The organism is Sphingobium sp. GW821-FHT02B05, assembly GCF_059421905.1.
The window spans coordinates 1,924,760-1,945,956 of the sequence record NZ_JBWKVW010000001.1 but is presented as its reverse complement, the minus strand read 5'-3'; the positions used below and the strand labels follow the sequence as shown (position 1 = coordinate 1,945,956).

Below are 21,197 nucleotides of genomic sequence, written 5' to 3'. Positions count from 1 at the left end.
TCCGGCCGCTGCCCGAAAGGTCATACCTCTTGCAGGATCGGTGCCGCGCGGCAGACCCGGTCGCGGCCGGATTGCTTGGCCTCGTACAGCGCATCGTCGGCGCGGCGCAGCGCGTCGTCCAGATCGCCGCCGGTCCAGCGGCATATGCCGGCGGAAAAGCTGATCGGGCGGTCGTTGACTTCGCCGATCGGGTCGCTGCGCATCCGGCTGGCGATGCGGGCCAGCGACCAGCTGGCCTCATCCTCGATACAATCCTGGAAGAAGATGGCGAATTCCTCGCCGCCCCAGCGCGACACCATGTCGACGCGGCGGACCAGTGCGGACAGGCGCGTGGCGAAACTGGCCAGCACCCGGTCGCCTTCCTCATGCCCCTTCAGGTCGTTGACCCGCTTGAAATAGTCGATGTCGATGATCGCGACGCAGCCCTTGCGCCGCTCTTCGGGCAGAGCCTCCATATGCGTCAGGAAGCCGCGCCGATTGGCGATGCCGGTCAGCGGATCTTCATGCGCGGCCTGGTGCAGATGATCCATCTGGTCGCGCGTGGCGCTCGCGACGCGCTGTACGCCGGCATAGAGAGTGTGGATGACGTCGCCGACTTCCGGCAGGGCGGGCGCGTCGCTGTCGCCCCGGTGGAGCGTTTCGGCCAGCGCATGAATGGGATTGAGCAGTGCGCCGATGCCCAGCAGGGCGATGCCGGTGCCGACCACCGTGGCCGTGGTGAGTAGGATGAATTCGGCCAGGGCGATGCGACCGCTGGCCAGCCCCCAACCCAGATAGGCAAGCAGTGGCAGATGGGTTGCGATGAAGCAGAGCGTGAAAAGGCGCAGGCGCAGCGAGCGTGGAAAGATGAAGGAGGTAGCGAGGTAGAATTGCATGGCGATCCCCGTCTATTGCGATTGATCCGCACCGTTCGGCCGTGCGTCTAAACGGGGTGTCAAGAAACAAGGTTAATCGGCTGACATACGCCAGTCCGTGGCGGCGGAGAGTCAGTTCGTGTTTCGGGATGATGTCCGTCGCTTCAGCGCGACGCGCCCGGCACCCATTTCACATCGGCCGCGCCATTGTCGTTCAAGCGCCGGGCCAGCACGAACAGCAGGTCGGACAGGCGGTTGAGATAGGCCAGTGCCTGATCGTTCAACGCATCCTCGATCGCGGCGGCGGTTGCGCTGCGTTCGGCCCGGCGGGTGATGGCGCGGGCGAGGTGGACGGCCGCGGCGGCGGCCGATCCGCCCGGCAGGACGAAGCTGTCCAGAGGCGCAAGATCGGCGTTCATAATGTCGATCTGTTGCTCCAGCCGCGTCACCTGGCTCGCCACGATGCGCAGCGCCCAGGGTTCGTCCGGACCGTCGGGAATGGGGGTCGCCAGATCGGCGCCCAGATCGAACAGGTCGTTCTGGATGACGGTCAGCCAATCGGCTTCCTGCCCCGCGCCCATGGCGACGATGGCGATGCCGATCGCGCTGTTCGCCTCATCCACATCGCCGACCGCCTGCATGCGCGGCGCATGTTTTGGCAGGCGCGATCCATCGACCAGGCCCGTGGTCCCATTATCGCCCGTGCGGGTGTAGATCTTGTTCAGCTTGACCATAAGAGCGTGGCGTCAGCCGTGACCCTTGGACAGCAGCAGGATCGCGACGATGATGATCGCCGCCGCCTGAAACAGGATGCGGTTCAGCATCATCTTGTTCTGCTTCAGGCTGGACGGCCGCACCGCGCCTTCGGGCAGGTTCAGCTCTTCCTTGGTGGTCTGGAGGAAGGCGATGATGCCCCGGATCAGCGCGAACAGCGTCGCAGCCATGGCAAGGATCAGGGCGATGACGAGGATCGTGTTCATGGGGCTGGATGCTAGGCGCTTGCGAGGTGGATGCCAATGGGAAAGCGCCCCGCCCGCAGGTCCGCGGCCAGAGCCGCCGGGTCCATGCCTTCGCGCCGCAGATCGGCCAGCGCGATCGCCCCGTCCCGCTTGGCCAGCCGCCTGCCGTCCGCGCCCATTAGCAGCGGATGGTGGATATAGGCCGGGCTTGGCAGGTCGAGCAGCGCCTGGATCAGACGATGGACATGGGTCGCGCCATAAAGGTCGTCGCCGCGCAACACATGGGTCACGCCCATGGCGGCATCATCCAGCGTGCAGGACAGATGATAGCTGGCCGGCGCATCCTTGCGCGCCAGCACCACGTCGCCATGGGCAAGCGGATTGGCGATCAGTTGCACCGTCTGCCCATCGACAGGCCCGGGCCGGACGGGAAAGGGTAGGGCCGTCCATGCCAGCGCGCCCACCTGCGCCACCGCCCGCCCCATGTCGATCCGCCAGGCATGCGGCTCATCCGCCAAGATGCGCCGGGTCCGTTCTGTGTCAGTCAACCCCCGGCACGTGCCCAGATAGACGGGCCCCTCCGGCCCATGCGGCGCGGTCAGGCTGGCCTGTATGTCCGCCCGCGTGCAGAAACAGGGGTACAGCAATCCGTCTGCCCGTAACCGGGCGAGCGCCGCATCATATTGGTCCAGCCGTCGCGACTGGAAAATGACCTCGCCATCCCAGCGGACGCCCAGCCATGCCAGGTCGGCCATGATCCCCGCAACATGCTCAGGCCGACTGCGCGTGCCGTCTATATCCTCGATCCGCAGGCGAAAGGCCCCTTGCGAGGCGCGCGCCATGTCCATCGCCATCAGCGCGGACCAGCCATGGCCGACATGCAGCAATCCGGTGGGGCTGGGGGCGAAGCGGGTCACCATATGCTGTGGTGCGATAAGATGAGTCATACAGGCTCTTGACGCGGGATATTCGTTAATGCTGTCATGTGCTTGTCACCTTGTTGGACGATCAGCATCGGCGACTGGGGGGAAGAAGGTTTTTATGTACCATCCCGACATCATACGACACCCGGAAAACTGTCCGGCGCTTGTTCTGAATGCGGATTTCACGCCGCTAAGCTACTATCCGCTCAGCCTCTGGCCCTGGCAGACGGCGATCAAGGCGGTCTTTCTGGACCGGGTGGACATCATCGCCAGCTATGAGCGGCAGGTCCACAGCCCCAGCATGGAAATGAAGATCCCTTCGGTCATCGCGCTCAAACAATATGTGCGTCCGTCCGAACATCCGGCCTTCACCCGTTTCAACCTGTTCCTGCGCGACAAGTTCGCCTGCCAATATTGCGGGACCAGCGCGGACCTGACCTTCGACCATGTCGTGCCGCGTCGCGCTGGCGGGCGCACCACCTGGGAAAATGTCGCCACCGCTTGTTCGCCCTGCAACCTCAAAAAGGGCGGGCGTACGCCCCGGCAGGCCGGCATGACCCTGCATGTGCAGCCGATCCGTCCGACCAGCTGGCAGTTGCAGGAACATGGCCGCGCCTTCCCGCCGGGCTATCTGCACGAAAGCTGGCACGACTGGCTCTATTGGGATGTCGAACTGCTGGCCTGACCCGCTGCGCGCTGGTCCTTATCCGACCGGCAACCAGTCCCCAAGGTCGGCCTCAGCCGACCGGCAGCCAGTCCAGATCCATATCCTTCAGCCGGTTGGTATAATGGCCGATTTCTTCCAGCCGGGCCATGTCGTTCAGGATGATCCGGCCATTGGTTCGGCTGATCAGGCCTTCCTGTTCCATCTGGCGGATCATGCGGTTCACATGGACCGATGTCAGGCCGATGGAATCGCCGATCTCCTCCTGGGTCAGCTTCAGGTCGAAACTGTCGGTGATGCTGTCATCCGTCACGCGCAGCCGGTCGAACATGTCGAGCAGGAACGACGCGACGCGGGCCTTGGCCGATGTCCGTCCCAGCGACGCCAGCCGGTCGGTCATCGACACCCGCTCCGCATTGGAGAGCAGGAACAGCAGCGCGGCGACGCGCGGATATTCCTCCAGCAGGCGGCGCAGCGCATGCTTGTCGAACGGACATACGATCGCATCGGACAGGGCGACCAGCGACTCGGGCGCCTTGCTGTAGATGGTGCTGGCCGATCCAATGAAATCGCCGGGGAAATAGACTCGAAGGATCTGGCGGCTGCCGTCGGGCAGGATGACATAGCTCATCACCCGCCCTTCGCGCAGCACGAACAATTCCGTCACCGTCTCGTTGACCCGCTGGATCATCGCGCCGCGCTTTACCTTGCGGGGATTTTCCTCCAACCGGGTCAATGCCTTCTTTTCCGCATCGGACAATGGCACCTGTTTTGCCAGTCGTTCCGCGAAACAACTTGTCGCCACCAAAAACACCTTTTTCCTGTTGTCGTTACGATGGCAGAACGCCCCTTTCGCCTTTTGGCTGCATTTTCAGAATGCACACTAAACTCGATCAAGGTCCGGCCGCGCTTTGCAATAATATTTCATATTGCCGCCAGCCCGGCCGGATTGCGCCATCAAATGACCCTGCAGCCGCCTTGCGCAGGGCGCATTACACGCTATTAACCCTGCCCAATGGACCGCATTCACATTCGCGGCGGCAACACGCTCAATGGCCGCCTTCCCATCTCCGGCGCGAAGAACGCCGCCCTGACGCTCCTGCCCTGCGCGTTGCTGACGGACGAGCCGGTGACGCTGCGCAATCTGCCGCGCCTGGCCGACGTCGACAGCTTTGGCCATCTGCTGAACCAGCTGGGCGTATCGACCATGATAGAGGGTGCCCGGCCGGAGGATTTCGGCCGCGTGCTTACCATGCGCGCCGGTCGCGTCACCTCGACCGAGGCGCCCTATGACATCGTGCGAAAAATGCGCGCGTCCATCCTGGTGCTGGGGCCGCTGCTCGCCCGCGTCGGCGAAGCGCGCGTGTCGCTTCCCGGCGGCTGCGCAATCGGCAACCGCCCGATCGATTTGCATCTGAAGGCGCTGGAGGCCTTCGGCGCGACGCTGGAAACCACGGCCGGCTATGTGCGCGCCAGCGTACCGGACGGCGGCCTGCCCGGCGGCATCTACACCTTCCCTGTCGTGTCGGTCGGCGCCACCGAAAATGCGGTGATGGCCGCCTCGCTCGCCAAGGGCACCTGCATCCTCGAAAATGCGGCGCGCGAACCGGAAATCGTCGATCTGTGCAATCTGCTCGTCGCCATGGGCGCGGACATCGAAGGCATCGGCACCGACAAGCTCGTCATCCACGGCCGCGAGCGGCTGCACGGCGCCACCTACAGCGTCATGCCCGACCGGATCGAGGCGGGAAGCTATGCCTGCGCGGCGGCCATCACTGGCGGGTCGATCGATCTGATCGGCGCCAATGCCGACGACATGCATGCCATCCTCGCCGCCCTGCGCGACGCGGGTGTTCAGGTCGATCCGCACAAGGACGGCATCCGCATATCGTCGGACGGCAAGCTCAAGCCCCTGACCCTGTCGACCGCACCTTTCCCGGCCTTCCCGACGGACATGCAGGCGCAGTTCATGGCGATGCTGACCAAGGCGGACGGGGCATCGGTATTGACCGAAACCATCTTCGAAAATCGCTACATGCATGTCCCCGAACTGGCCCGCATGGGCGCGGACATCGCCGTCAACGGCCGGACCGCCGTGGTGCGCGGCGTGGACAGGCTGGTCGGCGCGCCGGTGATGGCGACCGATCTGCGTGCGTCGATGAGCCTCATCCTCGCGGGCCTTGCCGCCGAAGGGGAAACGCAGGTGCAGCGCGTCTATCATCTCGATCGCGGCTATGAGCGGCTGGAGGAAAAACTGTCCGCCGTCGGTGCCGATATCGAGCGCGTCAGTGATGGCTGAGCGCCCTGATGGCTGACGGACGGGGCTTGGCGACGGATCGCGCGGCGCTGCTGGCGCTTTACGATCTGGATGTCGGCGGCTTCCGCAATCTGGACGAGATAACCGGCTTTGCGTCGGCGCTGTGCGACGTGCCGATCGCGCTGGTGAGCATCGTCGAGGACGTGCGCCAGCGCTTCCTGGCGCGCGTCGGGCTGGATGCGGAGGAAACGCCGCGCGACGTTTCCTTCTGTGCGCTGGCGATGCTGGGAGACGATATCTTCACCGTGCCGGATGCGACTCGCGATCCGCGCTTTACCGACAATGCCCTCGTCACCGGCCCGCCCCATATCCGCTTCTATGCCGGAGCCCCGCTCATCGGAGCGGATGGCGAACCGCTGGGCGCGCTCTGCGTCATCGACACCCAGCCACGCGAGGCGCTGACCCCGCTGCAACGGCAAGGGCTGATTTTGCTCGCCCGGCAGGTGATGGTGGAACTGGAGGGGCGCCGGCGCGACCGCGACATGATCGTGCGTCAGCGGATGGATGCCGCCGCCGTCGCCGAAAGCGATCGTATGTTCCGCTCGCTCGCCGACACGATGCCGCAAATGGTCTGGTCGACGCTGCCGGACGGCTATCATGATTATTACAATGCCCGCTGGTATGATTATACCGGCGTGGCGCCGGGATCGACCGATGGCGCCGGCTGGAGCGGCATGTTCCATCCCGACGATCAGGACCGGGCATGGGGGCGCTGGCGCAACAGCCTGGCGACCGGCGAGCCTTATGAGATCGAATATCGGCTGCGGCATCATGGCGGCGACTATCGCTGGACGTTGGGCCGGGCTCTGCCGATCCGCGACGCCGATGGCGTCATCATCCGCTGGATCGGCACCTGCACCGACATTCACGAACAGAAATTGATGATCGACGAGCGCGAGATGATCGCGCATGAACTGTCGCACCGGATAAAGAATATCTTCTCCGTGATCGCTGGCCTTATCGGCCTGTCGGCGCGCCAGCATCCGGCGATCGCCGATGTCGCCGACGACCTGCGCGATCGCATATTGGCGCTGGGCCGTGCCCATGACTTCGTGCGCCCGCACAGTGTCGAATCCGCGCCGCAGATCGGCGATGGGGCAGGGCGCCTTTGGGGCGTATTGGATCAGATTTTCGCCCCCTATCGTAGTGAGAGCGCGCCGCGCATCATCCTGTCGGGTGACGATGTCCCGATCGACGATCGTTCGGCGACGCCGCTGGCGTTGCTGTTCCACGAACTGGCGACCAATGCCGCCAAATATGGGGCACTGTCCGTGGCGCAGGGCGTCGTGCGACTGCATGTGGCGCTGGACGGCGATGACGTCCGCATCGACTGGCAGGAAGAAGGCGGCCCGCCCGTCTTGCCCGGCGGCGCGGCGGGTTTTGGCACCCGGCTGATGACGCTCAGCGTCGAACGGCAATTGGGCGGTCGGATGGAGCGTAACTGGGCGGCCGACGGGCTGCGGCTCAGCCTCTGGATTCCATCCCGTTCCATGAGCCGCGCGGGCGGAACGGCGTGAAGCCTGTGATTTCGGCAGCCGTCAGGTCAGGCTGTTCGGCGGCGGCCAGTTGCAATGTGGCGGTAATGCTCTGCGGGCGGAATGGCTTGGTGATGACGCCAAGCGCCGCCACAGACGCCTCACCAATCTGTGCAGGATTGGCGGTGACGTAGATGACGCGGATGCCGTAACGCGCGGCCAGTTCCATGCCGATCTGCGGTCCGGTAGGTCCGTCGCGCAGGTTCAGGTCGACCAGGGCGATGTCGCAATCGTCCGCGCTCGCCAAGGCGCTCTCACGATCGGCGGCGATCGCCCCGACCACAAACCCGGCATCCTCTACGATCTGCTCGATTTCCAGAGCGACAAAAATCTCGTCCTCGACGATCAATATCTTCTTGCGCATTCCACGATCCGTTAAATCTGGATCAAGTAAATACCGACAAGGCGGTTCGGTTCCCTGTTGAGCGCTAAAATGACTCTACGGTGCGCTAGGTTCGTCCTCGACGACGCTGGTCCACAATGTTTCGAACTGCGTCCCCTGCATCAGCAGCACGGACGCGGGGTAGCCCGCCTCGCTGGCCTTGCGCGCGGTGCCGGTGGCGCTCTCCACCGCCAGCGCCTGGGTGGGGAAGGGGCCATAATATTTATTGTCCAGATTGATCTTCCAGACGCCTTCATGGCTCAGGACGATGTAGCGGGCGTGGGGCAGGGGCATAGGTTATAGTACCTCGGTGTTATAATGGTGCCAGGCCATGATTGCCGCAGCGCCGCGATGCGGGCGCCAGGCCTGGGCGACGGCGCGGGTCAGCGTCTCGCTTGGCCGCTGCGCCATGCCCAATATCCGGCCGATCTCTATCTGTATCGCCAGATCGCCGGCCGGCCATATGTCGGGCCGTCCTTCGGCGAACAACAAATATATTTCCGCCGACCAGCGACCGATCCCCTTGATCTGGACAAGCTGCGCGATCGCGTCCTCATCGTCGGCGGGCAGCGAATGCAGGTCCAGCGCGCCCGACGCGACCAGTTCGGCGAGGCTACGGGCATAGCCTTGTTTCTGCCGCGACAGGCCGCACGCCCGCAACGCATCGAAATCCCGTGCCAGCAGCGCTTCGGGCGTGCAGCCTTCGCCCAGTTCCGCCTCCAGCTTGCGCCACACGGCGGCGGCTGATGCCACGCTGACCTGCTGCCCCACGATCGTGCGCAACAGCGTCTCATAGCCCGGCTCCCGCACGCGCGGCGCGGGATAGCCGACGCGCGCGATCGCCGCGACGAAGCCCGGCTCCAGCGCGGCGATCGCGTCCAGACTCGCGCGTAACTGATCGACACTGTTCACCATGTTGCGATAGCTGACCCTTGATTTCCCGGTCCCTGTCGGTCAGAGCGGAGAAAATTCCAGGGGATAGGGTAGATGCCGAAACTGATTGTGGTCAACCGTTCGGGTGAAGAACAGGCTGTCGATGGCGACAATGGCCTGTCGGTGATGGAAGTCATCCGCGACAATGGCTTTGATGAATTGCTGGCGCTGTGCGGCGGATGCTGCTCCTGCGCGACCTGCCATATCTATGTCGATCCCGCCTTTGCCGACGCGCTGCCCGCGATGAGCGAGGACGAAAACGACCTGCTCGACAGCAGCGACCATCGCAACGACAGCAGCCGCCTGTCCTGTCAGCTGGTGCTGAACGATGCGCTGGACGGCCTGCGCGTCACCATCGCGCCGGATGATTGATCCCGTTCGGGTGAGGTCGGGCTACTGCCTCACCCGCAACGTCGCGGCCGGCGCATCGCTGGTCAGCGGCGTGATCGCCCAGACGATCCGCTTGCCCTGTGGCGTGGTTTCCGCGCCATCTTCCTGGTTCTGGCTGACGATCTCCGCATCCGTGGTCAGCGTGAAGCTGCCGTTCAGCGCCTTTGCGGCCTCATCCCCCGCGCCGCCCATGCCCGCCGGCCCCTGGCTCTTGTCGAACCCGTTGGCAAAGCCCGGCGCCTTCACCCGCACCCGATCATCCCCGCGCATCTCCACCGCGACGAAGGGCAATATGATCTGTGCGTCGATGTTGAAGGGGAAGAGGAAGGCATGGTCCAGCCGGCCCGTGATCGCATAGTCGATCTCGAACTTGTGGTTGCCCATATAGCGGGCCGATCGGAACCCTTTCTCCTTGCCCAGCGCCGCCGCGATCGCCTGCATCTGTGCGTCATCGCCTTTGTCGCCGGCCGCGTCGCTGAAATCCTCCTCCTGCGCCGCGATCTGCATCAGCGTCGGGCTGTTCTGCGCCTCGCCCTCCGGCGCATCGTCGCCGAATGAGGCGCCGGCGCCCGTCAGCGTTTCCTTGCCCATGTCCGACGCCAATATCTCGCCCTTATAGGCGAAACTGAAACTGCGGTCGGCGCGAACATCCAGGCTGGACACGAAGGTGCCCGGGGTCACCAGGCAGGCGGAGAGCGCGAGCAGCCCCGCCAGCGCCCCCAAAGTGCGATACAGGCGGTCCATGGCTGCTCTCCCCCGTTGCAAAAGTCTCCGTCAGCCCACCGTAGCGGCGTAGAGCGCGATCGCCGCCGCGTTGGAGACGTTCAGGCTCTCCATGCGCGGGCTGATCGGCAGCTTGGCGATGATGTCGCAATGGGCGATGGTATTGTGACGCAGCCCTTCGCCCTCGGCACCCAGTACCAGAGCGACGCGCGATTCGCCGATCGCCTCGCCCAGCGTGGTGTCGGCGTCGCCATCCAGACCGATGCGCCAGTAACCCGCCTCGGCAATCTCTTCGAGCGCGCGGGCCAGGTTCACCACTCGCACCCAGGGCACATTTTCCAGCGCGCCCGACGCCGCACGCGCCAGCACCCCCGATTCGGGCGGCGCATGCCGATCCTGCGTCACGATGCACAGCGCGTCGAACGCCGCGGCGGAGCGCAGGATCGCGCCCACATTATGCGGGTCCGTCACCTGATCGAGCACCAGGATCGGCCGCTTGTCGTCCTGCCCCTGTTCCAGCACGTCGCCCAGCCACACATCGTCCAGCGGCTCGACTTCGGCGACGATGCCCTGATGCGGCGCGTCGGACGGGACCATGCGGCCCATGTCGGATACGTCGGAATAGACGATCGGCAGCACCGGCGGCAGGTCGAGGGCGCCGAGCGCCTCGCGCGTCCCCCATATCTTGCGCACGACGCGGTCGGGGTTGGCAAGGGCCGCGATGACGGCATGACGACCATAGAAGCGCGGAAAGGCGCTCTTGGGCTTGGTGGAGCGATTGGGCTTTTTCATGATTTCGCTCTTTTCACATCAGGCCATTGACAGGCAAGTCTCCATTCGCCATTAGGCCGCCTCCAGCGCGGCGGGAACGCAGTTTTCTTCGCGTAGGGCACTGGACAGGTGGCCGAGTGGTTAAAGGCAGCAGACTGTAAATCTGCCCGGGTTTCCCGTACGCTGGTTCGAATCCAGCCCTGTCCACCACTGCATCGGGCCGATGCAGTCACCCCCTTTTCGAAGGGGTGGAGGTAGGCCAGTGTGGACACATAGCTCAGTTGGTAGAGCAGCTGACTCTTAATCAGCGGGTCCTTGGTTCGAGCCCAAGTGTGTCCACCACCCTCCTTCTTCAGAAAAACGGTCCTTCGGCGCGCCGCCTCTTTCGGGTTTCCGGCCACCGCGCCGCCTTTCCGAGCCCGCCCTGTACGAAAGGGAAGCGCCCCATGGCGTGGCTCATCCTCGGAATCGCTGTATTTACTGAAATCTGCTGGGCGCTCAGCCTGAAATGGGCCGCGACGATCGGTAGCTGGCAAGCCAGCGCCGTGCCGATCGCGCTCAGCTTCCTCAACATGGGCCTGCTCGCTCTCGCGATGAAAGGCATCCCCGCCGGCACCGCCTATGCGGTCTGGACCGGCCTTGGCGCCGTGGGCGTCATCATCGGCGGCATGATATTCTTCGGCGACCGCGTGAACATGGCGCAGGCGGGCTTCATGGCGATGATCGTGGTGGGGGTCGTGGGGACTAAGGTTTGTGGGAACGGGTGAGGGGGGCAATGTGGCCTAATGCCAGTAGCCCCCGCCCTATGCCTGTTCAATAAATATCTGTTAGATCGTCAATGCGAGAACTGGCTGCGAAATAATCGGGCACGTTTTATCCCTATTGGCGCTTATTGGTAATGTTCGAAATTTGATCTTATGGGCCTTGAACGTGTGTGTCTCCAATCTCACACTGGCCCCTTGCCATTTTTCCCAAGTTTGAGAATATGTTCCAAATTTTTGGGGGAAGTGATTTGCTCAATGTATCAGAGTCAGGGCTGTTTGCAGCCGATCTTGCCGGGCCTTTAAATCTATTTACTGGAGCGGGTTTTTCGACACTCGCGCAAAACGCAAATAAGGCATTCCTCCCTGTTGGCGACGGGCTGAAGCAACTCTTAGTTAGCGAATTTTCGTTAGAATCATACAAGGATTTAGATCTCGCAAGTATCTATGCAATACTTCTTGCTGATCGCAGAAATTCTCTAAGAGATTACTTGGAAATTGTATTTACGGTTGATCGATACGACAATCGATATGATTCTCTCAGAAAGTTAGATGTAAATTTTTTGTATACTACAAATATTGATGATTTGCCGTATCACATTTTTAATGCGCGTGGCGGAGAGAATCGGCGTGTTTTACACGACTTTGGTTTTTATGGCGCCCCGCGTCAGCCGTCAGAAGTGGTACAATTTATTCCTCTGCATGGAAATGTGAGACACGACGATGACGATTTTCTCTTCACTCCAGGTCAAATTTCTTCTGCTTTTGCATCTGACCGGCAGACGTGGTATGTTTTTCAGCGAGAATTGCAGGCCAGGCCTACTTTTTTCTTAGGTTATGGAATGCGAGATGCTGGCGTTCTGCAAGCTTTACATGATGGGGCGTCGCAGTCGCAATTCAACAGATGGATACTGCTTCGTAAGAGCGATCCCGCTGCAGTTGCATTGTATACGAGCCTCGGCTTTCACATACTAATCGGAGAGACTGACGACTTTTTGGCTTCGATAGAAAATCGAAGTGTGACGCCCAACCAAGCGGCGACAGTTTCTAGTCATAAAAAATTCACCGGGCAAGTACCTGGTGTTGCGGAAGTAGCGCAGCGGCCAATCCGTAACTTCTTTCTTGGGTCGGAGCCAGAATGGTCGGATGCGTACTCTGCGCAACTGGTGCGCCGACGTATAAATTCCGCGGTCAAAAATTCGATATTCAATGGTCGACATGCTGCGATCGTTGGCTTACCTCTGTCTGGTAAAACAACAATATTGAAACAAGTCGCGTCCGAATTATCAAATAATAGGCCAGTTCTATACTTTGACAGAATTTCTAGTCCTCAGGTCGATAAAATCATAGCCGAACATCACGGAAATTCTGGGAAGGCGTTGATTTTTGTCGATAATATGATCGACTCGAGAGATACAATAGACAAAGTTGTTTCTTCAATCGGTGCTCAGGTTGTTTGTGCTGAACAAAGTATATATTTTGATTCTGTGAATTTGAGATCGATGCAAGGTAAGCTTGATGTCCATTCTAGTTCAGACATAAATAGTCAGGATCTTCAGAATATAATAGAATCGATACCTATTGATATTCGTAGGTGGCATCCTGATAGTATTGATTCTGTAACTCGAGACAGTGGTGAGTTCGGATTGTTTGAATCATTTCGACGGCATGTTTTCGATGAAAATCTCACGAATCGGTTTCGAACGAAGTTGGCTGAGTTTGAGGCAAAGGATTCGGAGGCTTTCCAGGTATACATGATGGCGTGCTACGTTGCTGCATGCAGAACTGTAGTATCTTTTGACATGATTTACGCTTTTATTTCTAAAAATAAAAAAAAATATACTGACGTTTATGATATCACGAACAGGATAAAAAGTTTTCTAGTTGAAATTGATCTTCCTGACGATCCGTATCAAGATCATTTTTCTGTTCGGTCTGGTGCGCTTGCTCACGTGGCTTTGAAGGTTTGTCAACCAAAGGCATTTGGCTTAATATATGAGCGTTTTCATAGTTCCATTCCTAGCAGACTTATCGTTGATTACGACGTTTTTAGGAAGTATGCCTACGACAACGATTATGCGAAAAAGGCATTTCCTCGCGTCGAGGATGGAGAGAATTTCTATAAGCGCTTGGTTCATTCGACTGACAACGCATATGATTACCAGCACGGCGCTATTTATCTATCTAAGATGAAAAGTTTTACGGAAGCGTTTTCTTGGATAGATACGGCATTGTCAAAAAGTAGGGGTAGAGTGTTTTCTATCAGGAATACTCATGCTCGTATTCTATTTGAAGCTAATATTGATGTCCTGAAAAGGAACACCTCTGATCTTACAGCTCAAGGTGGTATAGAAGAAAGTATGGAGGTTCTTGAAAATTGTATAAAGGATGATGCGCGTCGCTCTTATCATTTGCTGAGATATAGCGACCAAGCTCTTCAGTACGCTGAAATTATGAGCGATGTAGCGAGTGATAGATGGCTTGTTCATGCTCAAAGAAGTCTTCAACAAATGGTTGAGCAGGCGAAGGTTTCTAATAGTCGGGAGAGTTATAATCTTAGAAAATATCGAAATTTACACAGTCAAGTAAATGCTGAGCTGGTCGGGAGGGGATTCAGATGAAATAAATGCGTTAGCCTATTTTCTAAAGATTGTTTTCTTGGGGGGGGTAAATTGGTCGTCGGTTGGGTTTCACCTTCCCTATCCTACACCCCCATTCCATGCCATCCTCCCGCCGGCTCTTTCCCACCGTCGGCTTCTTCCACCCTGCGCCGCCTTCGCACCGGCGCGGGCCTGACTTTGCAGAAATTTTCCTATTGCGAAATCGACGGCACCCGTCTGCGCCCACGCTTTCGCGTTTGCCACAACGGTGTGAACTTCGCAATCCCTGACCCTGTTGCAAAACGCCGCCTCGCGCCTTTGCCACCCCGCGCGTCCATGCCAGCAGCATTTTCAAATCGACGGCAGGTCGATGACTCGGAAAATGCGATAACAAAGAAACAGAGCATTTTCGCCAAAGGCGAAATGCTCTAGGGCGCGCCCATGCTGAACCTGAATTCCATCACCGTGCGCCTGGGCGGCCGCACCATTCTCGATCGCGCTGCCGCCGCGCTGCCGCCGCGCAGCCGCGTGGGCCTCATCGGCCGCAACGGCGCGGGCAAATCGACCCTCATGAAGGTGATGATCGGCCAGCTCGACCCGGACGAGGGGTCGTGCGACATGCCCCGCGACACGCGCCTGGGCTATATCGCGCAGGAAGCCCCGTCGGGCACCGCGACCCCGTTCGACACCGTGCTGGCCGCCGACAAGGAACGCGCCGAACTGATGGCGGAGGCGGAGCATACGCAAGATCCCGATCGCCTCGGCCATATCTATGAGCGGCTGACCACGATCGACGCCTATACCGCCCCGGCCCGCGCCGCCCGCATCCTCGTGGGCCTGGGCTTCGACGAGGAAATGCAGGGGCGCCCGCTCGACAGCTATTCGGGAGGCTGGAAGATGCGCGTGGCGCTCGCCGCGTTGCTCTTCTCCAACCCGGATCTGCTGCTGCTCGACGAACCGTCGAACCACTTGGACCTCGAAGCCACGCTCTGGCTGGAGAATTTCCTCAAAGCCTATCGCGGCACCGTGGTCGTCATCAGCCATGAACGCGACCTGCTCAACAATGTCGTGGACTATATCCTCCATCTGGAAGGGGGGAAGGTCACCCTCTATCCCGGCGGCTACGATGCGTTCGAGCGGCAGCGCGCCGAACGGCTCGCCCAGCTCGAATCCGCCCGGGCCAAGCAGGCGGCGGAGCGCGAGAAGTTGCAGGACTATGTCGCCCGCAACTCCGCCCGCGCCTCGACCGCGAAACAGGCCCAGTCCCGTGCCAAGGCGCTGGCCCGGATGCAGCCCATCGCCGCCGCGATCGAGGATCCGACCCTGCATTTCGGCTTTCCCAGCCCGGCGGAACTCAAGCCCCCGCTCATCACCATGGACATGGCCTCGGTCGGCTATACCGAAACGCCGATCCTGCGGCGCATCAACCTGCGCATCGACCCGGACGACCGGCTGGCGCTGCTCGGCCGCAACGGCAACGGCAAGACGACGCTGGCCCGCCTGATCGCCGCGCAACTCGCCCCGATGGAAGGGACGATGCAAAGCTCGGCCAAGATGAATGTCGGTTATTTCACCCAATATCAGGTGGAAGAGCTGGACGTCACCGACACGCCGCTGGAGCATATGACCCGCGTGATGAAGGGCGCGACGCCCGGCGCGGTCCGCGCGCAACTCGGTCGCTTCGGCTTTTCGGGCGAGCGGGCGACGCAGAAGGTCGGCTCCATGTCGGGTGGCGAGCGCGCCCGTCTGGCGCTCGCCCTCATCACCCGCGACGCACCGCATCTCCTCATCCTCGACGAACCGACCAACCACCTCGACGTCGACAGCCGCGAGGCGCTGGTGCAGGCGCTCAACGATTATAGCGGCGCGGTGGTGATCGTGTCGCATGACCGGCACATGATCGAACTGGTCGCCGATCGTCTGGTGCTGGTCGACAATGGCACTGCCCAGCCGTTCGACGGCAGCCTTGACGATTATACCGACATCATCCTGCGCAAGGCGGACGGCAATGGCAGCAGCGGCGACGCGCCCAAGGTGGATCGCAAGGCGGACAAGAAGGCCGCCGCCGAATGGCGCGAAAAGCAGAAGGTCCTGAAAAACGCGGTGAACAGGGCGGAGCGCGAAATGACGGCGCTGGCCACCGAGCGCGGCCGGATCGACGCGGCCCTGTCGAACCCCAAGGCCGCGACCGGGCCCGAAGCCAAGATGACGAGCAGCCAGTTGATGGTGAAGCGCGCCGAAGTCGAAAAGAAGCTGGCCGCTGCCGAAGAAGTCTGGATGGAGGCCGGCGCCGCGCTGGAGGCGGGTTAAAACACCCGTTCCAGCAGCACCAGCGCCGGGTCGCCGTCAACGGCGCGGGCGCTGAAGCCCATTTCCCGTTCCAGGGCGATGGCGGCGCGATTGTCCCGGCTCTCGATCGACTGGAGCCGACGAATGCCCCAGCCGCGCGCCTCCTGCGCGACATGGTCCAGCAGGGTCCAGCCTATCCCCTTGCCCTTGTGGTCGGGCAGGATGGAGATGGCGACCTCCCCGGTGCCGCCCTCCCGGTCTGCGGCCAGCGTGGCGGCGGCGATGATCTCGTCCCCGCCCGGCGCGAAGGCCACGAACGTCTCGTGCCGGTGATAGTCGAAGGCGGTGATGTCGTGCAGCTGCCCCTGGCTGACATGGCGCACCGCCGACAGGAAACGGAAACGCCGGTCCTCGTCCGTCACGGCGGCGAAGAAATCGGACAGTGCCGGTTCGTCGGCATGGCCGGCCAGCCGAATGTCGATGCGAAAGCCATAACGGGTTTCAAGCGCGATCATGGGATAATCCTCTGCTTAAAGGTCGCCTCGACCTATCCGCCTTCCGCGCACGGAAACCTATAAGGACTATTCCCTATCACCGCCCCATCAGGATGAAGGGCGCCCATATATAGGGCTGCACCGCATTGGGCTGCTTCGACCCGATCAGCTTGAGCATCGCCCGCTGCAATGCCACCGCGCGGGGCAGGCCGCGATTGGCGCCCTTCACCGTCTCCAGCGTGACGAAGGCGCTGGCATCGTCCCGCACTGGCCAGTGCGACACCAGCAGCGATCCCGCCCCGGCATAGCGGAATGCCTGGGCCAGGCCGGAATAGGCCGGCGACTGGCTGTTGTCGCCCGCCGCCGTGTTGCAGGCGGACAGGATCACCCAGTCGGCCCCGATCCGCATGGCCGCCACCTCAGACGCCGTCAACAGGCCGTCGTCCTGGCCGTCGTCGGCAGACGGCGGGGACAGGACGAGCGCCGGCTCGGTCACCCCCTCCATCTCCCCGCTCACCAGCCCGTGGGTCGCGAACAGGATCACGCCATAGCCAGACAGGTCGCGCGTGCGCAATGCCCGCTCATTGGCGTCCGCGCCGGCCAGCAAAGTCGTGCGAGCCGGGCCGAAACGATGCGCGACCGCCCGCAACTCTGCCTGCGATCCGGGCAGTGGCGGCAGGTGCGACAGAGCCAGTGTGCCGCCGCGCGGCGGGACATCGGCCGCCTGCACGTCGCCGAACGGTTGCGGCGCACCGACGCCCAGAAAGCGCTGCTCACCCACCGCAACCTGGTGTCGCCGGCTGCCGCTGATGGAGAAGCCCGGCTGCACCTCGATCGCGAAGCGGTGGATCAGCCAAGGGGTGGCGCGTGTCACCGTTTCGACCGGCCGTTGTGGCAACATGGAGAAGGGGAGGGAGGCGAAGGCGCCTGTGGGCACGATGCGCAGGCTGCTGGCGCTGCCCAGTGTCGCGAGGATGCCGGACGTGAAGATCTGCCTGTAGAGGCTGTAAGCGCTGGCCTGATCGAAACCGGCCGGCGTCAGCGAGCCGCGCAACGTTCCCACCAGCGCCACCAGCCCGGCCCGGTCCATCCGCGCCCGTTCGACATGCACGGCATCGCGGCCGACTGCGAGCAGATAGACCCCGTCAAAGGCAGGCATCACCGCCAACAGCGCCTCGTCCTTGCCAAGGCTGGCACGCAGGGCATCGATATCCGGCCGCTCGCCACCATGCGCTTCCACCCAGCGCGGATAGTCGCGGGCGATCGCGGCACGCTCGGCCTCCACTGCCGCCGACAGCTTGGCGCGTTCCGCCCGTGCCTCGGTCACGCCGCTGTCGATGGCCAGTGCCTTGAGCAATCGGCTGTCGGCGGCCTGCAACGTCTTGGTCCGGTCCTGAAGGCTGCGCACGCGCGCGGCCAGCGCCGGATCGGCAACCAGCCGCTGGGCGACCAGCCGATTGGCCTGGGCAATGCGCGATCCGGCCAATATGGCCATGGCGTCGAGCGCCAATGCCCCATCCTGCGTCTGCGCCGCGATCGTCAGGATCGTGTCGAGCGCGGCGCGCTGCTCCTCGTTCAACTCGCCATCGTCATTGACGCTGGCATTGTCGCGGAGCAGGCCTACCAGCTGACGCGCCGTTGGCGTCAGCGCGCCTTCATCCTGCCGGGTCCAGGCGACCAGCATCGCCGCCTGCGCCAGCGGGATGGCGGGGGCATTGTCGAGTTGCCGGGTTTCTGCGGCGAAGGCATTGGCGGCAGCGCGGGCCGCATCCTTGCGGTTGGTCGCCATCAGCGCGGGGATCAGATAGGGATAGACGCGCTGGCCGATGTCCCGGTCCTTGTCCGACGCGGCATGGACTCGCGCCAATGCGTCATCCATACGCCTGATCGCCTGATCGCGGTGCCCCTCCGCCAGGGCGGCCGAGGCGGCGAAGGCGAGGGCGCGGGCGGATTGCGGGCTATTGTCTCCCTCCAGTCCGCGGAAACCCCGCTCGGCTTCCATGAAAAGCGTTTCCGCGTCGGCATAGCGTTCCAGCGGCAGCATCACCGTGCCCAGATTTTGCAGGCCGAACTGGAAATAGAGGCTGCTGGTGCCCACCGTCTCCCGCTTGATCGCGATGGCGCGTTGCAGATAGTCGAGGCTCTCTGTCCGCCGGCCGGTGCGCGACAGGAGCAGGCCCAGCGCCTCCAGTGCGCGGGCGTAGCTGGGATGTTTGCGATCGACATGGTCGGTGGCGATCTCGACCGCCATGCGCGCATATTTTTCTGCTTCCACGTCGCGGTCGGCGCGCGCGAGCATCTGGGCATAGCTGTAATAGGAGCCGATCGTGTCGGGGCTGTTCGGCCCGGCCGCCAGGATCCGGGCTTCCATGCTGGCCTTTTGCGCCTCCGCGGCCTCATCATTGCGGCCGAGGCGGGTCAGGGCCTGCGCATGGGAAAACGCGATATTCGACCGCAGCATCTGGGTCGATTCATCCTGCTGGTCGGGTGGTGTGCGGGCGATATAGCCATCCATATAGGCGCTGGCCTGCGCCAGCGTCTCCGCCGCGCCCGTCACATCGCCCAGCGCGGCCTGTACGAACCCCTTGATCGACAGGCCCTGCATCCAGGCCACCGGATAGGCGTCGGCAAAGGGCGCCAACAGGGTAAGGCCCTGGTTCGACCGGGTCAGCGCGTCGCCATTCTTGCCGTCAATCTGGTCCATGGACGAAAGATTGATGAGCGCGACCCCGGCGAGCGGGTGCGGATTGCCGCCGATTTTGACCCGGAGGGCGGCGGCGTGGAGGCGGCTCCAAGCGTCGCGGGTTTTTTGCGACATGGACAGGGCATAGTCGTCGCTGTTGAACAGGTCCGATGCCTGATGCTCCAGGGCGTAGAGCCGGGCATGGCGGGGGTCGGTCGCGGAAAAGCTGCCGGATGCCGCAGCAAAAGCCCATGGTGCCGGCAGAGCCAGCATCAACAGAAAAGGCGCGACACGACCGGAAAGCCTCATCTACCCCACCCTGTCTCGACCTGCGCGCGTCTTCACGGGTCAGGCCATTGCCAGCCGCCAGTCCCAGCGCAGCGGATCGCCATCCATTACCTCGACCCCACGCGCGATCAGGGAATCGCGGATGTCATCCGACAGGGCAAAATCCTTTCCGGCGCGGGCAACGGTGCGGCGCTCCAGTTCCGCCTCGATTTCGTCCGGCGTGATCTGCGCATCCTTGGGCCGAACGCGCAGATCGGCGCGGCTGAGCGTCATCAGATTGAGGCCCAGCGCAAAATCGAAAGCCGCGACCAGGCAGAGCTTCTCGTCCACCGGCACCTTCTTCATTCCAATGGCTTCCTCCAGCAGGGGCAGCGCACGAGGCGTCATAAGATCATCGGCGATCGCGGCGTCGAATTGCTCAAGCAACGGGGCCAGTTTCGGGTGCAGATTGGCGCGCAGATAATCGATGCGCGGCGATTGCCACGTGACGCCTTCGGCGCGCGCCTTGAGGCCTTCGACGCCCATGACCAGCCGCTTGAGCCGGGTGAGGGCCGCCGCCAGATTGTCGGCGCTGAATTCCAGTTCGCTGCGATAATGGGCGCCAAGGCAAAGCAGGCGATAGGCGATCGGATGCACGCCCGCATCGATCAGGCTGAACAGGGTGGTAAAGCCGCCCTTCGACTTGCTCATCTTGCCCTGACGGTCCACCAGGAAATTATTGTGCATCCACCAGCGCGACCCCGTAAAGCCGGGCTGCGCATCGGTGCAACCGCAATAGGCCTGATTCTGCGCGATCTCGTTGGGATGATGGATTTCGCGATGGTCGATGCCGCCGGTATGGATGTCGAACGGCTGGCCAAGCCGCGCCTGCGACATGACCGAACATTCCAGATGCCAGCCCGGCGCGCCTTTGCCCCACGGGCTGTCCCACTCCATCTGCCGCTGCTCGCCAGGCGGCGATTTGCGCCAGATGGCGAAGTCCGATGCGTTGCGCTTGCCCGCGACCGGGTCGATCCGGGCGTGCGCGGCGTCATCGCGGCCACCGGCCAGCGCGCCATAATCGGGCACGCTACTGCTGTCGAAATAGAGGCCGCTCTCCAACTCATAGCAATGATCCGGTGCGATCTTTTCGGCAAAGGCGATCATCTGCGGCACATAGTCGGTCGCGACCGTCCATTCGCTGGGCGCGATGATGTTGAGCGCGGCGATGTTGGACTTGAACGCCTCGGTATAATGGGCCGCGATGTCCCATATGCTCCTGGCGCTGGCGCGGGCGGCCGCTTCCATCTTGTCGTCGCCCGCATCGGCGTCGCTGGTCAGATGGCCGACATCGGTGATGTTGATGATGTGGGTGACATTCAACCCCTTCCACAACAAGGTCCGGCGCAGCGTGTCGGTAAAGACGTAGGCGCGCAGGTTGCCGATATGGGCGTAGTTATAGACGGTCGGGCCGCAGCTATAGACACGCGCGTGGTTCTCCTCGATCGGCGCGAACGGCTCGATCGTGCGGGTCAGGCTGTTGAACAGGCGCAGCGGCGCGGGGATATGCTGGTCGTCGGACATGCGCCAAGCCATGTCGCGAAGCGGGGCGGGCGTCAACGGGTCAGGGCAAGCAAAAAAGCGCTTGAACT

At 62.2% G+C, this 21,197-nt stretch carries 20 protein-coding genes and 2 tRNA genes; 9 read left to right on the top strand and 13 right to left on the bottom strand.

Annotated features, from left to right (window positions below; genetic code table 11):
- Nucleotides 1-20 precede the first annotated feature (20 nt).
- From AC07UX_RS09720 to gluQRS, 4 genes are all read right to left on the bottom strand, one after another.
- Nucleotides 21-875 (bottom strand): GGDEF domain-containing protein, encoded by an 855-nt coding sequence (locus tag AC07UX_RS09720; protein WP_495191686.1) that lies wholly within the window; start codon nt 873-875, stop codon nt 21-23.
- A 143-nt stretch (nt 876-1,018) separates the two neighbouring features.
- Nucleotides 1,019-1,588: a cob(I)yrinic acid a,c-diamide adenosyltransferase gene (locus AC07UX_RS09715; protein ID WP_495191685.1), complete on the bottom strand. Its 570-nt coding sequence runs from the start codon at nt 1,586-1,588 to the stop codon at nt 1,019-1,021.
- Between the two features lie 12 nt (nt 1,589-1,600).
- On the bottom strand, nt 1,601-1,834 hold the full coding sequence (locus AC07UX_RS09710) for a twin transmembrane helix small protein (protein WP_311266925.1): 234 nt from the start codon (nt 1,832-1,834) through the stop codon (nt 1,601-1,603).
- Between the two features lie 11 nt (nt 1,835-1,845).
- On the bottom strand, nt 1,846-2,760 hold the full coding sequence (gene gluQRS / locus AC07UX_RS09705) for a tRNA glutamyl-Q(34) synthetase GluQRS (protein ID WP_495191684.1): 915 nt from the start codon (nt 2,758-2,760) through the stop codon (nt 1,846-1,848).
- Nucleotides 2,761-2,854: 94 nt separating this feature from the next.
- Here gluQRS and AC07UX_RS09700 point away from each other — a divergent pair, with 94 nt between their 5' ends.
- Nucleotides 2,855-3,421: an HNH endonuclease gene (locus AC07UX_RS09700; RefSeq protein ID WP_495191683.1), complete on the top strand. Its 567-nt coding sequence runs from the start codon at nt 2,855-2,857 to the stop codon at nt 3,419-3,421.
- A gap of 52 nt (nt 3,422-3,473) precedes the next feature.
- Here the strand turns inward: AC07UX_RS09700 and AC07UX_RS09695 are convergent, their stop codons facing one another.
- Nucleotides 3,474-4,208, bottom strand: a complete 735-nt coding sequence (locus AC07UX_RS09695) for a Crp/Fnr family transcriptional regulator (RefSeq protein WP_495191682.1) — start codon at nt 4,206-4,208, stop codon at nt 3,474-3,476.
- Between the two features lie 207 nt (nt 4,209-4,415).
- Between AC07UX_RS09695 and murA the strand changes: the two genes are divergently transcribed.
- The gene (murA, locus tag AC07UX_RS09690) at nt 4,416-5,699 is read left to right on the top strand and encodes a UDP-N-acetylglucosamine 1-carboxyvinyltransferase (protein ID WP_495191681.1); all 1,284 of its coding nucleotides are present in this window, start codon (nt 4,416-4,418) and stop codon (nt 5,697-5,699) included.
- 8 nt (nt 5,700-5,707) lie between these two features.
- Nucleotides 5,708-7,234, top strand: coding sequence for a PAS domain-containing protein (locus AC07UX_RS09685; protein WP_495191680.1), 1,527 nt, complete (start codon nt 5,708-5,710; stop codon nt 7,232-7,234).
- On the opposite strand, the gene AC07UX_RS09680 is transcribed toward AC07UX_RS09685, so the two are convergent.
- The 3 genes from AC07UX_RS09680 to AC07UX_RS09670 form a co-directional block, all read right to left on the bottom strand.
- The gene (locus AC07UX_RS09680; RefSeq protein WP_495191679.1) at nt 7,182-7,616 is read right to left on the bottom strand and encodes a response regulator; all 435 of its coding nucleotides are present in this window, start codon (nt 7,614-7,616) and stop codon (nt 7,182-7,184) included. The two genes, AC07UX_RS09685 and AC07UX_RS09680, sit on opposite strands and share 53 nt — an antisense overlap.
- Nucleotides 7,617-7,691: 75 nt before the next feature.
- Nucleotides 7,692-7,928 carry a DUF2188 domain-containing protein gene (locus AC07UX_RS09675; RefSeq protein WP_495191678.1) on the bottom strand — a complete coding sequence of 79 codons (237 nt, stop codon included), beginning with the start codon at nt 7,926-7,928 and terminating at the stop codon, nt 7,692-7,694.
- 3 nt (nt 7,929-7,931) lie between these two features.
- On the bottom strand, nt 7,932-8,549 hold the full coding sequence (locus tag AC07UX_RS09670) for a DNA-3-methyladenine glycosylase family protein (RefSeq protein ID WP_495191677.1): 618 nt from the start codon (nt 8,547-8,549) through the stop codon (nt 7,932-7,934).
- A gap of 72 nt (nt 8,550-8,621) precedes the next feature.
- Between AC07UX_RS09670 and AC07UX_RS09665 the strand changes: the two genes are divergently transcribed.
- The gene (locus tag AC07UX_RS09665; RefSeq protein ID WP_495191676.1) at nt 8,622-8,939 is read left to right on the top strand and encodes a 2Fe-2S iron-sulfur cluster-binding family protein; all 318 of its coding nucleotides are present in this window, start codon (nt 8,622-8,624) and stop codon (nt 8,937-8,939) included.
- A 21-nt stretch (nt 8,940-8,960) separates the two neighbouring features.
- On the opposite strand, the gene AC07UX_RS09660 is transcribed toward AC07UX_RS09665, so the two are convergent.
- Both AC07UX_RS09660 and rlmB read right to left on the bottom strand, forming a co-directional pair.
- On the bottom strand, nt 8,961-9,701 hold the full coding sequence (locus tag AC07UX_RS09660; protein ID WP_495191675.1) for a hypothetical protein: 741 nt from the start codon (nt 9,699-9,701) through the stop codon (nt 8,961-8,963).
- 30 nt (nt 9,702-9,731) lie between these two features.
- Nucleotides 9,732-10,472 carry a 23S rRNA (guanosine(2251)-2'-O)-methyltransferase RlmB gene (gene rlmB, locus AC07UX_RS09655; RefSeq protein WP_495191674.1) on the bottom strand — a complete coding sequence of 247 codons (741 nt, stop codon included), beginning with the start codon at nt 10,470-10,472 and terminating at the stop codon, nt 9,732-9,734.
- Nucleotides 10,473-10,574: 102 nt separating this feature from the next.
- Between rlmB and AC07UX_RS09650 the strand changes: the two genes are divergently transcribed.
- The 5 genes from AC07UX_RS09650 (at nt 10,575) to AC07UX_RS09630 (ending at nt 16,122) form a co-directional block, all read left to right on the top strand.
- Nucleotides 10,575-10,661, top strand: a tRNA-Tyr gene (locus AC07UX_RS09650).
- 56 nt (nt 10,662-10,717) lie between these two features.
- Nucleotides 10,718-10,793 (top strand) — tRNA-Lys (locus tag AC07UX_RS09645).
- Nucleotides 10,794-10,897: 104 nt separating this feature from the next.
- Nucleotides 10,898-11,218, top strand: a complete 321-nt coding sequence (locus AC07UX_RS09640; protein WP_495191673.1) for a DMT family transporter — start codon at nt 10,898-10,900, stop codon at nt 11,216-11,218.
- 218 nt (nt 11,219-11,436) lie between these two features.
- Nucleotides 11,437-13,833 carry a P-loop NTPase gene (locus tag AC07UX_RS09635; protein WP_495191672.1) on the top strand — a complete coding sequence of 799 codons (2,397 nt, stop codon included), beginning with the start codon at nt 11,437-11,439 and terminating at the stop codon, nt 13,831-13,833.
- Between the two features lie 420 nt (nt 13,834-14,253).
- Complete coding sequence (locus AC07UX_RS09630; protein ID WP_495191671.1) at nt 14,254-16,122, top strand: ABC-F family ATP-binding cassette domain-containing protein; 1,869 nt, start codon at nt 14,254-14,256, stop codon at nt 16,120-16,122.
- Here the strand turns inward: AC07UX_RS09630 and AC07UX_RS09625 are convergent.
- The 3 genes from AC07UX_RS09625 to cysS all read right to left on the bottom strand — a co-directional run bounded on the left by AC07UX_RS09625 (nt 16,119) and on the right by cysS (nt 21,129).
- A complete protein-coding gene (locus tag AC07UX_RS09625; protein ID WP_495191670.1) occupies nt 16,119-16,616 on the bottom strand; it encodes a GNAT family N-acetyltransferase in 498 nt (165 codons plus the stop codon). The two genes, AC07UX_RS09630 and AC07UX_RS09625, sit on opposite strands and share 4 nt — an antisense overlap.
- 76 nt (nt 16,617-16,692) lie before the next feature.
- Nucleotides 16,693-19,587, bottom strand: a complete 2,895-nt coding sequence (locus AC07UX_RS09620; RefSeq protein WP_495191669.1) for a CHAT domain-containing protein — start codon at nt 19,585-19,587, stop codon at nt 16,693-16,695.
- 39 nt (nt 19,588-19,626) lie between these two features.
- Nucleotides 19,627-21,129 (bottom strand): cysteine--tRNA ligase, encoded by a 1,503-nt coding sequence (gene cysS, locus AC07UX_RS09615; protein WP_495191668.1) that lies wholly within the window; start codon nt 21,127-21,129, stop codon nt 19,627-19,629.
- Between the last annotated feature and the right edge of the window lie 68 nt (nt 21,130-21,197).

Coding starts and splice junctions, on each gene's coding strand:
- AC07UX_RS09720 (WP_495191686.1), bottom strand. CDS start 875: ATGCAATTCTACCTCGCTACCTCCTTCATCTTTCCACGCTCGCTGCGC.
- AC07UX_RS09715 (WP_495191685.1), bottom strand. CDS start 1,588: ATGGTCAAGCTGAACAAGATCTACACCCGCACGGGCGATAATGGGACC.
- AC07UX_RS09710 (WP_311266925.1), bottom strand. CDS start 1,834: ATGAACACGATCCTCGTCATCGCCCTGATCCTTGCCATGGCTGCGACG.
- gluQRS (WP_495191684.1), bottom strand. CDS start 2,760: ATGACTCATCTTATCGCACCACAGCATATGGTGACCCGCTTCGCCCCC.
- AC07UX_RS09700 (WP_495191683.1), top strand. CDS start 2,855: ATGTACCATCCCGACATCATACGACACCCGGAAAACTGTCCGGCGCTT.
- murA (WP_495191681.1), top strand. CDS start 4,416: ATGGACCGCATTCACATTCGCGGCGGCAACACGCTCAATGGCCGCCTT.
- AC07UX_RS09685 (WP_495191680.1), top strand. CDS start 5,708: ATGGCTGACGGACGGGGCTTGGCGACGGATCGCGCGGCGCTGCTGGCG.
- AC07UX_RS09680 (WP_495191679.1), bottom strand. CDS start 7,616: ATGCGCAAGAAGATATTGATCGTCGAGGACGAGATTTTTGTCGCTCTG.
- AC07UX_RS09675 (WP_495191678.1), bottom strand. CDS start 7,928: ATGCCCCTGCCCCACGCCCGCTACATCGTCCTGAGCCATGAAGGCGTC.
- AC07UX_RS09670 (WP_495191677.1), bottom strand. CDS start 8,549: ATGGTGAACAGTGTCGATCAGTTACGCGCGAGTCTGGACGCGATCGCC.
- AC07UX_RS09665 (WP_495191676.1), top strand. CDS start 8,622: ATGCCGAAACTGATTGTGGTCAACCGTTCGGGTGAAGAACAGGCTGTC.
- AC07UX_RS09660 (WP_495191675.1), bottom strand. CDS start 9,701: ATGGACCGCCTGTATCGCACTTTGGGGGCGCTGGCGGGGCTGCTCGCG.
- rlmB (WP_495191674.1), bottom strand. CDS start 10,472: ATGAAAAAGCCCAATCGCTCCACCAAGCCCAAGAGCGCCTTTCCGCGC.
- AC07UX_RS09640 (WP_495191673.1), top strand. CDS start 10,898: ATGGCGTGGCTCATCCTCGGAATCGCTGTATTTACTGAAATCTGCTGG.
- AC07UX_RS09635 (WP_495191672.1), top strand. CDS start 11,437: ATGTTCCAAATTTTTGGGGGAAGTGATTTGCTCAATGTATCAGAGTCA.
- AC07UX_RS09630 (WP_495191671.1), top strand. CDS start 14,254: ATGCTGAACCTGAATTCCATCACCGTGCGCCTGGGCGGCCGCACCATT.
- AC07UX_RS09625 (WP_495191670.1), bottom strand. CDS start 16,616: ATGATCGCGCTTGAAACCCGTTATGGCTTTCGCATCGACATTCGGCTG.
- AC07UX_RS09620 (WP_495191669.1), bottom strand. CDS start 19,587: ATGAGGCTTTCCGGTCGTGTCGCGCCTTTTCTGTTGATGCTGGCTCTG.
- cysS (WP_495191668.1), bottom strand. CDS start 21,129: ATGTCCGACGACCAGCATATCCCCGCGCCGCTGCGCCTGTTCAACAGC.